This window comes from Aeromonas sp. MTB (genome assembly GCF_056632455.1).
Map to the genome: position 1 here is coordinate 432,639 of NZ_CP147026.1, position 13,886 is coordinate 446,524.

Sequence of the window (13,886 nt, forward strand, 5' to 3'; positions counted from 1 at the left end):
AGCCTCTTTTCATTTCTATTGGTCACGCCTTGTGGGCGGATCACCGCTCGATTAGTAAGCCCGCAGGTCGTTATTCGGTGCCTGATCGCTGCGGTGCTTTTGTCAGGTTTTACTCTGTTGGTGCCATCAGCAGCGCAAGTGGCTCAAAGAGTTGGCGATTAGGGTGTGAAAGGAAGGGGTAGCGGCTCGGGTGGGCGGCAAAACGCTTTGCCACCATATTGCCACTACCGCCCGTGGCGGCAGCCACTGGCCGCCTGACATCCCTTTGCGCTCGGCTATCTCCTGCGTGCTGGTTGAATAAATAGATCAGCCATTCAAGGGATTAGCCGGTGCAGTGCGTTTTATCGCCGTGCTGGCCCCGCTTATGCACATCTCTTGGCAACACCATCAAGGGTCGTTGTCGCGGAGAGATATCATGATCAGCAGCCTGCTTCCCCTTGCCTCTATCGCCCTCAAGCTGGGCAGTCAGCTGCTTGTCAGCAGTAGCAAACCCCAGCCCGTGCAGCCTGCCGTACAGGAGGATCGCCTTGCCCCGACTGTCCAGAGCTTGTTCCAGCGACTCGGTATCAATGATGCCGATAGCGAACAGAACCGCTCGGCCATCAACCACTTTATGGGGGAGCTGATGCAGACTCTGGGGCAGGAGAATGGTGGCCAATCCCTCCCGGCTGCCATCGACAGCGCCCGCAACCAGCTGGCGAGCGGCACCCAGAGCACCCGCCTCGATGCCCTGCAAAGCGAGCTCGATACCCTCAAGGATTCCCTCGGTGCCAGCAATCTCAACCTCGACCAGCTGCTCGGTGCCTTTAAACAGACCCTGCCTAATGGCAAGGGCGATGGGGTTGGCAAACTGCTCAATGCTAGCGCCTGAACTGCGGTGAGCAATAAAAAACGGCAACCTGAGGTTGCCGTTTTGCTTTCTAGTTCGAATGACAAGCAGGTTGGTTTAACCCGTCCGTTTTGCCAGCCAGGTTTCGGCTGCGGTCAGGGCTGCCTCAACCTGTTCGCGGGCGACACCGCCTTTGGTAACCCGCTTGGCCAGGGTCGCTTCCAGCTCCAGATTGGGGTAGACGTCGAACTCGATCACCGGGCTGAAGCGCTGGAACTCGCCGATGGAGAGCTCTTCCAGCGGTTTACCCACGCTGATGGCAAAGACCACGGTTTCGCCGACGATATGGTGCGCTTCACGGAACGGAATCCCCTTGGCTACCAGATAGTCCGCCAGCTCGGTAGCGTTGGCGTAGCCGCCTTGCGCCGCCGCCATGGTGCGCTCGCCATTCACTTTCAGATCGATCAGCACCAGCGCGGCCATGTCGAGGCAGTCGTGCCAGGTGTCGAGGGCATCGAACAGCCCCTCCTTGTCTTCCTGCATGTCCTTGTTGTAGGCCAGCGGCAGCGCCTTGAGGCTCATCAACATGCCCATCTGGGCGCCTACCACCCGGCCGGTCTTGCCGCGAATAAGCTCCAGCGCATCGGGGTTTTTCTTTTGTGGCATCAGCGACGAGCCGGAGGTGACCGCATCGGAGAGCTCGACAAAGCCTGCCTCGCCGGTGTTGTAGAAGATGAGATCTTCGGCAAAGCGCGACAGGTGGGTCATGGAGAGGGATGCCACGTGCATCAGTTCCACCACGTGATCCCGATCCGAGACCGAATCCAGACTGTTGCGGGTGGCGCCGGCAAAGCCCATGTCGAGCGCCAGCGCTTCGCGGTCGATGGCGTAGGCAGTACCCGCCAGCGCGCCGCAGCCGAGCGGACTGGTGTCGAGGCGCTTGAGGGCATCCTGTAGCCGGGAGTAGTCCCGCTCCAGCATCTCCACATAGGCCAGCGCCCAGTGGGCGTAGGTGACCGGTTGGGCCCGCTGCAGGTGGGTGTAACCGGGCAGCACCGCGGCCTGATTGGAACGGGCGGAGGCGACCAGTCCCTGCTGCAGGGCAGTGATGGAGCCGAGCAGCAGCTCGCCCTGCGCCTTGCACCAGAGTTTCAGGTCGGTGGCGACCTGATCGTTGCGCGAGCGGCCGGTGTGCAGTTTCTTGCCGAGATCGCCGACGGCGGCAATCAGCTGGCTCTCGACCCAGGAGTGGATATCTTCGGCGTCCGAGCTCAGGATCTGCCGGGGATCCTGCTGCACCGAGGCGAGCAGCACCTCCATCGCCTGCTGCAACTTGCCCTGCTCATCGGCAGTCAAGACCCCCACCTTGACCAGCGCGCGGGCCCAGGCCATGGAGCCCTGAATATCCTGCTCCGCCAGCCGGTAATCGAACCGCAGCGAATCGTTGAACTGCTTGAACCGGCTATCGGCTCCCTGACTGAAGCGTCCACCCCAAAGTGCCATACTGCTCTCCTTGAATGCGTTGTCGGCGGCGCTTTGCACCGTCGAGCTTGAAATCGTGCCCTGTTTTTCTGCGAGCCTGTTATCTCACAGAAGCGGCCGGGGCGCTGCCGCTCTTGTCACACCCGCTGATGATGGGTCAGGGGCTATGCCCTCTGCCTGTAGAAGAGGGGGCCATGCCCCCTCAACGGAATCAACGGGTTATCGCGCTTGCTTAACCGTGGGTGTGATCGCCACCGATGGCCTGATGCTGTTCCTTCATGGCGCGGATCCGGCTGGCCAGGGTGTAGAGACGGATAAAGCCTTCGGCATGGCTCTGGTCATACACTTCATCGGCGCCGAAGGTGGCGAAGTCTTCGGAGTAGAGGCTGTTCGGCGACTTCTTCTGCACCGCGGTGACCTGACCCTTGTACATCTTCAGCACCACTTCACCGTCGAGATCTTCGGCGATGGCGTTGGCAGAGGCGAGGATCGCTTTGCACAGCGGGGTGAACCAGCGGCCGTCATAAACCAGATGGGAGAACTCGGCACCCAGCTTCTCCCGCCAGGCGCGGGTCGGGCGATCCAGTACCAGCTCTTCCACGGCGCGCAGCGCGGCGACCATCACGGTACCGCCCGGGGTTTCGTAGCAGCCGCGGGACTTCATCCCCACCATCCGGTTTTCGGTGATGTCGATGCGGCCCACGCCGTGCTTGCCGGCACGCTCGTTCAGGGTCATCAGGATCTGGTGCGGGCTGAGCGGCTGGTCATCAACGGCCACCACTTCACCCTGCGCCACGGTCAGCTTGACGTACTCCGGCTGATCCGGTGCCTGTTCGGCCGGTACGGTCCACTGCCAGACCGCTTCGGAGGGCTCGTTCCAGGTGCTCTCCAGCTCGCCACCCTCGGTGGAGATGTGCCAGGCGTTGGCGTCGCGGCTGTAGATCTTCTTCAGGGTCGCCTTGCAGGGGATGTTGCGGGTCTCCAGATAGGAGAGCAGATCTTCCCGGGAGCGCATATCCCAGATCCGCCATGGGGCGATCACTTTCAGCTGAGGTGCCAGCGCAGCGACCGCACCTTCGAAACGCACCTGATCGTTACCCTTGCCGGTGCAGCCGTGGGAGATGGCATCAGCCCCTTCCGCCAGTGCCGCTTCGACCATCGCCTTGGCGATCACCGGACGGGCCATGGAGGTGCCCAGCAGATAGGTGCCCTCATAGACGGCGCCGGTCTTCAGGGTCGGGTAGACGTACTCTTTGACGAACTCTTCCCGCAGATCCTTGATGATGCACTTGGTGGCGCCGGAGGCGATGGCCTTCTGCTCGATCCCTTCCAGATCGTCGCGCTCCTGACCGACGTCGGCCACAAAGGCGATGATTTCGGCGTCATAGTGCTCTTTCAGCCAGGGAATGATGGCCGAGGTATCCAGTCCACCCGAGTAAGCCAGTACGATCTTGTTGATTCCGCTCATGTTACTTCTCTCCGTGATGATTCGATGATGATTCAATAAAAGGGTCGTGATTCAGGTTGAGTGCCGCGTTACTTGTTGCCCTGACTATTTATGCCCAAACAGGGTCAGCAACACGGCGTTCTGGATATGCATCCGGTTTTCGGCCTCGTCCATGATGAGGGAGGCGGGGCCATCCATCACCTGCGAGGTGATCTCCAGCTCCCGGTGCGCCGGTTGGCAGTGCAGCACATGCTGGATGCCGGTGCGGTCGAGCAGGGCCTGGTTGATCTGGTAAGGCATAAAGAGGTCTTTGACCTGCTCCATCGGGGTGTTGTCACCCATGGAGACCCAGGTATCTGTGTAGGCCACGTCAAACCCTTCGATATCCGCCACGTCATCACTGATGTGGATGGTTGCCCCCGACTTGGCCGCCAGCGCCTGCGCTTGCAGGAAGATCTGGGTATCCGGGCCGTGGCCTTTCGGGCAGATCAGGGTCACGTCGGTGCCCAGTGTCGCCCCCAGCAGCAGCAGAGAGTGGCTGACGTTGTTGCCATCACCGAGGTAGGCAAGCTTCACCTTCGACAGGTCGTCGTAGTGCTCGGCAATGGTCATAAAGTCGGCCAGCCCCTGACAGGGGTGGTAGAGGTTGCACAGGCTGTTCACTACCGGCACTGTGCCGTGCTCTGCCAGCTCGACCAGGGTCTGGTGATCGAACACCCGGGCGACGATGGCATCACACCAGCGGGACAGGTTGGCGGCGAAATCCTTCACCGACTCCCGCTTGCCCAGCGCGCCGTTTTGCTGATCCAGATAGACGCTGTGGCCGCCCAGTTTGGCGATGCCGATGTCGAAAGTGACCCGGGTGCGCAGGGAGGGTTTCTCGAACAGGGTGACCACGCTCTTGCCGGCCAGCGCCTGACTGTACTTCTTCGGGTCGGCCTTGACCGCTTTACCCAGCGCAATCAGCGCTTCAATCTGGGCTTTGTTCAGATCACTGTCTTTCAGAAGATGTTGCATCGGATGTTCCTTGTTCCGGTGGAGATCAAATAGCGACTTGGGTGCCGACCGCGCCGCCAGCCAGCAGCTTGAGCAGCTGATCCGGGTAGCGCCAGCTGGCGACACAGACCGGTTTGCCGAGGGTCTCGGCGGCGTGCAGGGCCGCTTCTACCTTGACCGCCATGCCATCCGTGATCACCCCTTTCTCCATCAAATCCAGCGCGGTCAGCTTGTCGAGCTGGGGCACCAGCTTGCCCTTGCCATCGAGGATCCCGCTCACATCGGAGAGCATCACCAGATCGGCACCGAGCGCTTCGGCAATGGCGGTGGCCGCCTGATCTGCGTTGACGTTCATCAGCTGCCCCTCGGCGGTGATGCCGATGGAGCTCACCACCGGCAGGAAGCCCTGACCGAGGATCCCCGCTACCAGCGCCGGGTTGCCCGGCTTGCACTCGCCGACCGCGCCGAGATCCGGGTCGAGCTGGGTCACCTGACAGAGGCCGCCGTCGGCGAGGCAGAGCCCCACCGCTGGAATGCCGGTGGCGATCGCCTTGGCCATCATCTGCTTGTTGGCGGTCCCTGCCAGCGCACCGGCAATAAAGGGGATCTGCTCGAACGGGGTTACCCGCAGGCCGTTCTTCTTGGTAGAGGTGAGACCCAGCCCCTTGAGCAGGTCATCCACCAGACAGCCACCGCCGTGCACCAGCACCAGCGGACGGTGCTGATCGTCGAGAAAGGTTTTGAGGGTGGCGAACAGGGCGGTCAGCGCCTCGTCGTTCTCGATAAGGGCGCCGCCCAGCTTGATTACCAACGTCTGTTTGTCCATGTTCAAGATCCTTCCTAAGTCCTTAAATCAGGCCGGTGGCCGGTTCAAAACCAAATTTGATATTTATGCACTGCATGGCTTGCGAGGCGGCGCCCTTGAGCAGGTTGTCGATGGCAGAGACCACCACCAGCATGTTGCCCTGCTGTTGCCAGGCGATGTCGCAGTAAGGGGTGTTTGCCACACCGCGAATGGATGGCATCTGGCCGGTGAGGCGCACCAGCGGCTTGCTTTCGTAAGCCTTGAGGAAGGCCTGATCCACCTGGGTGGGAGTCACGCCGTCCGCCAGCTGCACATAGATGGTGGCCAGGATGCCGCGCACATAGTTGCCGAGGTGGGGCTGGAACAGCACCTCCTTGCCGAGGTGGTGGCTGATCTCCGGCTGGTGTCTGTGATTGAAGGTGCCGTAGGGATTGAGGCTCACTTCGCAGAAGCTGGTGTTGATGGCTGCCTTGCGCCCGGCGCCGGAAACCCCGGAGACAGCGTTGATGATGGGCTGCCACCCCTTGGCAATCAGGCCATCTTGCTGCAGCGGCTTGAGGGCGCACAGCGATGCGGTCGGGTAGCAACCCGGCACCGCAATCAGCTGGGCGGTGGCGATGGCATCGGCGTTCCACTCGGCCAGGCCATAGACGGCCTGATCCAGCCACTGTTCGCTGTCGTGGGTGAAGCCGTAGAAGCTGTCGTAAAAGCCCTGATCCTTGACCCGGAAGGCGCCGGAGAGATCGAACACCGGCAACCCCTTGGCGAGAAACTTGGGGGCGAGCTCGGCGCTCACCTCGTGGGCGGTGGCTAGCAGCACCAGATCGGCCTGGGTCAGGATCCGGGTCATGCCGTCGTCGTCCAGCGGCAGCAGCGGCTGATCGAGGGCTCCGACCCACTGGGGATGCAGGGAAGAGAAGCGCTTGTGGGCATCCTGACTGCCGGCGGAGACATAGAGGCCGAACAGCTTGAGTTGTGGGTGGTTCTGTACCAGTGCGGCCAGTTCGGCTCCCGCGTAGCCACTAGCACCGACGATAACGGTGTTAAGCATGTTGAATATTCCAAGTCAGAGTTCGAGATTCACAGCATGACGCTGCAGTGCACAAGGGTGTTCGATCGCCCCTTTGCACAAGTGCGGAGGGGCAATTCAGGCGGGTGTGTGTCGTCGGTTATAGATCAGGTGACAGAACATTAACTTTCCCTTACAACTAGAAGCCTTTGTTGATGAGCCAGATATTCAGGTAAAATTACAGAATATTCATGCACTCACTTTGCATTTGTATTTTCTAACAGAAACATTCCGGGGACGCAAGGAGGAGCTGATGGCCAATCTGGATTTTTTTTCACTTTATAAGAATATTATTGCGATTCCCTCTATCAGCAGCACGGATCCCAAGTGGGATCAGAGCAACGAGGCGGTGATCCGGCTGCTGGCCGACTGGTTCGGTCAGCTCGGTTTTCAGTGCGAGGTAACAGCGCTCCCCGACCTGCCGGGCAAGTTCAATCTGGTGGCTACGATCGGTCAGGGGGAGGGCGGTCTGCTGCTGGCGGGTCACACAGATACGGTGCCGTTCGATGAGGGGGGGTGGAGCAAGGATCCCTTCAAGGTGACCGAAGAGGGCAACCGCCTCTATGGTCTCGGCACCATCGATATGAAGGGCTTCTTCGCCTTTATCGTCGAGGCGCTCAAAGATATCGACCTCACCAAGCTGACCAAGCCGCTGCGCATTCTCGCTACCGCCGACGAAGAGACCACCATGGCTGGGGCCCGCGCCATCGCCGCGGCGGCGGAGCTTAAACCCGACTACGCCGTGATTGGCGAACCGACCGGGCTGGTGCCTGTAGTGGCCCACAAGGGGCATATGTCGGAGGCGATCCGCATTACCGGCAAGAGCGGTCACAGCTCGGATCCCGCCAACGGCGTCAACGCCATGGAGATCATGCACAAGGCGATGGGGCAGGTGCTGCGCTTGCAGCAGGATCTGAAAGATCGCTACGCCGACCACCGCTTTGCCGTGCCGCAGCCAACCCTGAACCTCGGTTACATTCAGGGGGGCGACAGCCCGAACCGCATCTGCGGCTGCTGCGAGCTGCATATCGACCTGCGACCCACCCCACAGGTGGGGCCGGATGAGCTGATGGGGATGCTCAAAGAGGCGCTATCGCCCATTGAGATCCACCAGCCGGGCTGCCTGCATCTGCAACATCTGCATGAACCCATTCCTGCCTACGCCTGCGCCGACGACTCTGTGCTGGTGCGCGAAGCTGAGAAGGCGAGCGGTCGCGCCGCCGAGTCGGTCAACTACTGCACCGAGGCGCCGTTTATCCAGCAGCTTGGCTGCGAGACCATAGTGATGGGCCCCGGCCATATCACCCAGGCGCACCAGCCGGATGAGTATCTCGACCTCTCCTTCGTCAAGCCGACCACCTCGGTGTTGCAACACCTGATCAGACGTTTTTGCCTGTAGCGGCGGCGGTGAAAGGGGCGTAAAAACTGTAAGTAAGTTACATAACAAGCCGGTTGTGGAGTGGTGATGGAAATACATGTTCTGAATCGGCCTGTTATTTGACCTTGCGCAGACAATCTGGGTAGATTGTCACCCTAAGATGACGGAGCATATGTTGTAATCGCACAACAATAAGTGAGGTCGTCTAGCACCCCGGATGGGTGTCAGGCACCAACAAGATAAGGATGTGGAATGAACGAAAAGTACGCCGCACTACGCGCCAACGTAGGTATGCTGGGTCAGCTGCTGGGTAAATCCATCAAGGATCATCAGGGTCAGGCCTTTCTCGACAAGATCGAAACCATTCGCCAATTGGCCAAGTCCTCCCGCAAGGGCAATGAATCAGACCGGGAACGTCTGCTCGATACCCTGCGCACCCTGAGCGATGATGAACTGCTGCCGGTGGCCCGCGCCTTCAGCCAGTTCCTTAATCTGGCCAACGTGGCGGAACAGTTCCACACCATCTCCCGTCGCTGTGAAGAGCAGGTCTGCACCCCGGATCCGCTGGAGCTGATGTTCGACAAACTCAAGGCATCCAACCTGTCACAAGAGGCCATCATTCAGGCCGTGCGCGAGCTGGATATCGATCTGGTGCTGACCGCTCACCCCACCGAGGTGACCCGTCGTACCCTGATCCACAAGCACGTACAGCTCAACGACTGCCTCGAGGCGCTGGAGCTCTCCGACCTGCTGCCTCGCGAGCGGGACAAGATCCTCAACCGCATCGAACAGCTCATCAATCAGGCATGGCACACCAACGAGATCCGCGAACAGCGCCCGACTCCGGTCGACGAGGCCAAGTGGGGCTTTGCCGTGGTGGAGAACAGCCTGTGGCCTGCCATCCCCGAATTCATGCGCAATCTGGACGAGCGTCTGCAACACCATCTGGGTGTGCGGTTGCCGCTGGATGCCGCGCCGGTCAAGTTCACCTCCTGGATGGGCGGTGACCGAGACGGCAACCCCTTCGTTACCGCCAAGGTGACTGCCGAAGTGCTGGAGCTTGGCCGCTGGATGGCGGTGAGCCTGTTCTACAAAGACATCAAGGAGCTCACCTCCGAGCTCTCCATGTCCGACTGTACCGACGCCGTGCGCGCTCGCGTTGGCGATCACCCCGAGCCCTACCGTGCGCTGGTGCGCGAGCTGCGTGAAGCGCTGCGCGAAACCAAGGAGCATCTCACCGCCAAGGTGCAGGGCCAGGCGAGCGAGAGCCAGGATCTGGTCAAGACCACCGCCCAGCTGCGCGAGCCGCTGGAACTCTGCTACCACTCATTGCACGCCTGCGGCATGGGCAACATCGCCGATGGCATGCTGCTGGACGTGCTGCGCAAGGTCGCCTGTTTCGGCATCCATCTGGTCAAGCTCGATATCCGTCAGGATGGTGAGCGTCATGGGCTGGTCTTCTCCGAGCTGACCCGCTATCTGGGTCTGGGTGACTACGCCGAGTGGAGTGAAGATGACAAGCAGGCCTTCCTGCTCAACGAACTGAACTCCCGTCGCCCGCTCATTCCCCACGACTGGGAGCCGAGCGCCGAGGTGCGCGAGACGCTGGAAACCTGTCAGGTCATCGCCAAGCACGACCCCGATGCGTTCGGTATCTACATCATCTCCATGGCCGGTGCGCCGTCCGACGTGCTGTCGGTGCAACTGCTGCTCAAAGAGGCGGGCTGCAAGTTCCGCATGCCGGTCGCCCCGCTGTTTGAAACCCAGGATGACCTGATGGCAGGCACCGCCGTAATGGAGCGTCTGCTCTCGGTGGACTGGTATCGCGGCTACATTCAGGGCCGTCAGTACGTGATGATCGGTTACTCCGACTCTGCCAAGGATGCGGGCATGATGGCCGCAGGCTGGGCCCAGTACGCTGCCATGGAATCCCTGGTGGGGCTGGCCGAAGCCAACAACATCCGCCTCACCCTGTTCCATGGCCGCGGCGGTACCGTCGGTCGTGGTGGTGCGCCTGCCCATCAGGCCATCCTCTCCCAGCCGCCGGGATCCCTGCGCGGCGGTCTGCGTACCACCGAACAGGGGGAGATGATCCGCTTCAAGTTCGGTCTGCCGAAAGTGGCGATCAAGAGTCTGGAGCTCTACACCAGCGCCGTGCTGGAAGGGAACCTGCTGCCACCGCCCAAGCCGAAAGAGTGCTGGCGCGAGGTGATGGAACAGCTGGCCGCCGACTCCTGCGATCACTACCGTAGTATCGTGCGCGGTCATCCGGACTTCGTCCCTTACTTCCGTGCCGCTACCCCGGAGATGGAGCTCGGCAAGCTGCCGCTCGGCTCCCGTCCCTCCAAGCGCAAGCCCAACGGCGGCGTCGAGAGTCTGCGCGCCATTCCGTGGATCTTCGCTTGGACCCAGAACCGCCTGATGCTGCCGGCCTGGCTCGGTGCCCACAAGGCGCTGCAACAGGCCATCGACGGCGGCAAGCTGGCGGTGCTGGAGGAGATGAGCGCCCAGTGGCCCTTCTTCCGCACTCGCCTCGAGATGCTGGAGATGGTGTTCCTCAAGGCGGACGTCTGGCTCGCCGAGTACTACGACACCCGTCTGGTGCCGCAGGAGCTGTGGGGCCTTGGCAAACAGCTGCGTCAGGAGCTCGCCGAATCCATCGAGGTGGTGCTGAAACTGAGCCCGCGCGGGGATCTGCTGGAGGATCAGCCCTGGATCAAGGAGTCCATCAAGCTGCGTAACCCCTACACAGACCCGCTCAACGTGCTGCAAGCCGAGCTGCTCAACCGCTCCCGTAACCACCCGGAGACCCTGCACCCCGAGCTGGACAAGGCGCTGATGGTTACCATCGCCGGTATTGCCGCAGGGATGCGTAATACGGGTTGATAAATATTACCAAACAGGTCTGAAATAAAAAGAGCGCATAATATGCGCTCTTTTTTTGTGAGCTTATCTCGTCTACTGCATTTAAAGGGAGTGTATCAGATTAGCCTCAAGACTAATGGCTGGATGTAGAAAATCATATAGCAACCTAGTATTGCATCATCACAACGCACCAGAGTAGACCGATAGTTAGCCTTTAAAATAACTGTAAATACAATAAAGGTTAAATATATCCAGGCTGAGAAAGTACCCGAGAGATAATTAAATAGTATTGAACCGCTTGAAATTAGTAGCAGTGCAATTCGATGGGCAAGGTTGTTGCTTAAAAGAAAGGGTGCTACAACGGCTGCTATCAATGTGACGATTATCATCACTAGTGACATGAGGCACAGCCACCGCTTGCTGCCAGGCCAGCACTGCCTGAAGCCATCATGCCTGCGACACCACTTCCCATGATGGGGCTTAACCTACCGGTAACGGCACCACCAAATGCACCTGCAGCAATCTCTCTCATGTTTGCATCAGGATTGTTGGCAATGACGCCCATCACCCCGATAACGGCCCCACCGCCTGCCCATACCAATGCGGGTGCCGCTCTCTTGTTACGCTTGCTTTCATTTATATCTCTTATCACGATAAAGCTATCGTGCTCTATGCTGATAACTACCTTGGTTGAATTTGCGATTGTTGATATGGTATCGACATCAACAAATTCACCAGGGTATATAACAGTTGGATTTGAATTTTTGTCTTCTATTTCAATGTATCGACTCGAAAGGTTTACCACCGTGATGTTTTCTTTGTTGAAATTGATGCAATACTTTCCATCGGCATTAATAGAGTAATGTTCACCAGCGTGTAGTGTGTTGCAGTTACTCAATGGGCAAGTATTGGCATTGGCACTTGAAATACTGCACAGCAATAATGCTGTGGCCAAACAGAGCTTCATCCACTATCTCCAGAGTGGTTCATTTGGAAATCAACCATTGATTAAATGAGAATTATTGTCAATTGTTTTTGGATGCATGCTATTGATTTAATTGTCAAATTTTCTGACAGTACCCTTGGCATTGCGGGTTGTGGGGCAGCACTTGCCTATGATGAGCTCGTTGTCGATGAAAGGGATATTGTGGGAGCTGGGCTGCACCCCATGCTCCCTGAGTTGACCTTGGGCTAGAGCGCCGGGAAGTAGCAGGCGCTCATGTCGATGGGGTGATCGGGGCAATTGGGCAGATAGAACTGCCAGCCCGCATCGGAGAAGGCGCGCAGTTCGGTCTCGACAAACTTGATGGCGAGGCTAAGGGCCTGCAGGCTGTCGATGCCGTAGATAAAGGTCTTGTCGCTCAGCCCCGCCAGCTTCACCTTGCAGCGCCAGTCGCCGCCAGCCGAGCGTGGATCCGGCTCGGGAGCCTTGATGGCGATCTTGAGGGTGAGCTGTTCCCCTTCGGTGCTGATGGCGTCGAAGCGGGCGGTAACGATGGCGTTTTTCATCTGGCAATTCCTTTTCCGTGGTACAGCCCCTGCGGTTGCGGGTGGCTGGCTCCCTGATGGCTGATGAGGTGAAAACTGGACTCAGGACGGCCAGCGTAAATGAACTTGTGAGTTGAAACAATGGGATATGCGCGAGCGGGTGAGGGGGCTTTCGCCGCCGTGAGCGAGCGCAGTGGCGGGAGTAGCAACGCGCTGGCCACCTGTGGTGGCCGAGAGGCTGGCAGGCTGCTAGATGTAAAGGATTGTTGGCTGTGGCCGCAGATTTTTCTGTTCTGCCGATGAGGGCGAGTGAGTCCTCTTGAGGCAGAATATCTCCCCCCTGTTTGACGTTGAAGTACAGGAGTCTTCGTGGCGCTTTCGGTAACCCAGCTTTATGAAGTGATGGCCCAGCTGCCAGATCCCGTCTTTATTCTCAGTGAAGATGGCTATTACGTGGAATATATCGGCGGCATGGAGCAGCAATCCTATCACGATGGCAATCCGCTGGCGGGCAAGCAGCTGGCCGATGTGCTGCCACCCGAGATGGCCATATGGGTCAAGGCGCAGGTGGCCGAGTCGCTGGCGAGCGGTCAGGTGCGAGTGGTGGAGTATGAGCTCTCAGCAGCCGAGGTGGGGGGGATCAATGCCGCCGCCGGGCCGCAAGGGATACAGCGTTTCGAGGGCAAGATTGCGCCGCTGCCCTCCCTCTATGACGGCAAGCGGGCGGTGGCCTGGGTGACCCGCAATATCACCCGCCAGTACGAGTTGCAGCAGCGACTGCTGCGCCAGAGTGAAACCGACCAGCTGACCGGCCTCTACAACCGCCGGTTCTTCTTCGAACACTGTCAGCCGTTGCGGGCAGGGGAGGCCCCCTGCGGCCTCATCATGCTCGACATCGATCACTTCAAGCAGCTCAACGATCACTACGGCCATCAGCAGGGAGATCGGGCCTTGCAGCGCTTCAGTCGTTGTATCGATGCCCTGTTGCGGGCGGACGATCTCTTTGTGCGCAGCGGTGGCGAGGAGTTTCTGATACTGCTGCCGCGGATCGATGAAGCCGGTTTGCAGCAGATGGCGGAGCAGATCCGCGCCGCCGTCGAAGCGCTGCCTGCCGATCCGGTCGCCATCACGGTCAGTCTGGGCACAACCCTGGTGCAGCCGGAGGAGGAGATAAATCAGGCGCTAGCCCGGGCCGACGAGTGGCTCTATCGGGCCAAGCGGGCAGGGCGCAACCGGGTGGCGCACTGCCCGGCAGGTTGAGAATGCCACCCCGGTCGCTGTGGGAAATAGCCTGCTCTTTTACCCTGAATAAATTGGCTGATATCACTGTCAATTAGTAGAAAAGTTGGCCATATTATTTAACTCATATTCCACAGCTTAAGGTGTTAATATTATCGGCCTGATCGCTGGTCTTATTTGTGTTGTTGGGCAACAGCATGAGGTTTTATCGGTATGTTATCAAACAGGCGTGAATCTGGTTTTGGGTGACGAATGTGATACATCCTGTTGTCTTTTGAAACATTCCGA

At 59.3% G+C, this 13,886-nt stretch carries 11 protein-coding genes; 4 read left to right on the top strand and 7 right to left on the bottom strand.

Annotated elements, in window-relative coordinates; all coding sequences use genetic code 11:
- The first annotated feature begins 415 nt into the window (after positions 1 to 415).
- Positions 416 to 871 (top strand): hypothetical protein, encoded by a 456-nt coding sequence (locus WBR25_RS02075; RefSeq protein WP_479749322.1) that lies wholly within the window; start codon positions 416 to 418, stop codon positions 869 to 871.
- A 75-nt stretch (positions 872 to 946) separates the two neighbouring features.
- On the opposite strand, the gene argH is transcribed toward WBR25_RS02075, so the two are convergent.
- The 5 genes from argH to argC all read right to left on the bottom strand — a co-directional run bounded on the left by argH (position 947) and on the right by argC (position 6,610).
- On the bottom strand, positions 947 to 2,332 hold the full coding sequence (gene argH, locus WBR25_RS02080; protein WP_100652573.1) for an argininosuccinate lyase: 1,386 nt from the start codon (positions 2,330 to 2,332) through the stop codon (positions 947 to 949).
- A 211-nt stretch (positions 2,333 to 2,543) separates the two neighbouring features.
- A complete protein-coding gene (locus tag WBR25_RS02085; protein WP_033115910.1) occupies positions 2,544 to 3,779 on the bottom strand; it encodes an argininosuccinate synthase in 1,236 nt (411 codons plus the stop codon).
- Positions 3,780 to 3,863: 84 nt separating this feature from the next.
- Positions 3,864 to 4,775: an ornithine carbamoyltransferase gene (locus tag WBR25_RS02090; RefSeq protein ID WP_058058657.1), complete on the bottom strand. Its 912-nt coding sequence runs from the start codon at positions 4,773 to 4,775 to the stop codon at positions 3,864 to 3,866.
- Between the two features lie 25 nt (positions 4,776 to 4,800).
- Positions 4,801 to 5,580, bottom strand: a complete 780-nt coding sequence (argB, locus tag WBR25_RS02095) for an acetylglutamate kinase (protein ID WP_040099221.1) — start codon at positions 5,578 to 5,580, stop codon at positions 4,801 to 4,803.
- 22 nt (positions 5,581 to 5,602) lie between these two features.
- Positions 5,603 to 6,610, bottom strand: a complete 1,008-nt coding sequence (gene argC, locus WBR25_RS02100; RefSeq protein ID WP_479749323.1) for an N-acetyl-gamma-glutamyl-phosphate reductase — start codon at positions 6,608 to 6,610, stop codon at positions 5,603 to 5,605.
- Between the two features lie 271 nt (positions 6,611 to 6,881).
- Between argC and argE the strand changes: the two genes are divergently transcribed.
- Together argE and ppc are read left to right on the top strand one after the other, a co-directional pair.
- Positions 6,882 to 8,027 (top strand): acetylornithine deacetylase, encoded by a 1,146-nt coding sequence (argE, locus tag WBR25_RS02105; RefSeq protein WP_075115852.1) that lies wholly within the window; start codon positions 6,882 to 6,884, stop codon positions 8,025 to 8,027.
- A 231-nt stretch (positions 8,028 to 8,258) separates the two neighbouring features.
- The gene (gene ppc / locus WBR25_RS02110) at positions 8,259 to 10,892 is read left to right on the top strand and encodes a phosphoenolpyruvate carboxylase (RefSeq protein ID WP_479749324.1); all 2,634 of its coding nucleotides are present in this window, start codon (positions 8,259 to 8,261) and stop codon (positions 10,890 to 10,892) included.
- Positions 10,893 to 11,262: 370 nt separating this feature from the next.
- Here the strand turns inward: ppc and WBR25_RS02115 are convergent, their stop codons facing one another.
- Positions 11,263 to 11,838, bottom strand: a complete 576-nt coding sequence (locus WBR25_RS02115; protein ID WP_479749325.1) for a hypothetical protein — start codon at positions 11,836 to 11,838, stop codon at positions 11,263 to 11,265.
- Between the two features lie 224 nt (positions 11,839 to 12,062).
- Positions 12,063 to 12,380, bottom strand: coding sequence for a DUF6968 family protein (locus WBR25_RS02120; protein WP_144715324.1), 318 nt, complete (start codon positions 12,378 to 12,380; stop codon positions 12,063 to 12,065).
- A 348-nt stretch (positions 12,381 to 12,728) separates the two neighbouring features.
- Between WBR25_RS02120 and WBR25_RS02125 the strand changes: the two genes are divergently transcribed.
- Positions 12,729 to 13,619, top strand: coding sequence for a sensor domain-containing diguanylate cyclase (locus tag WBR25_RS02125; RefSeq protein ID WP_479749326.1), 891 nt, complete (start codon positions 12,729 to 12,731; stop codon positions 13,617 to 13,619).
- The last annotated feature ends 267 nt before the right edge of the window (positions 13,620 to 13,886 follow it).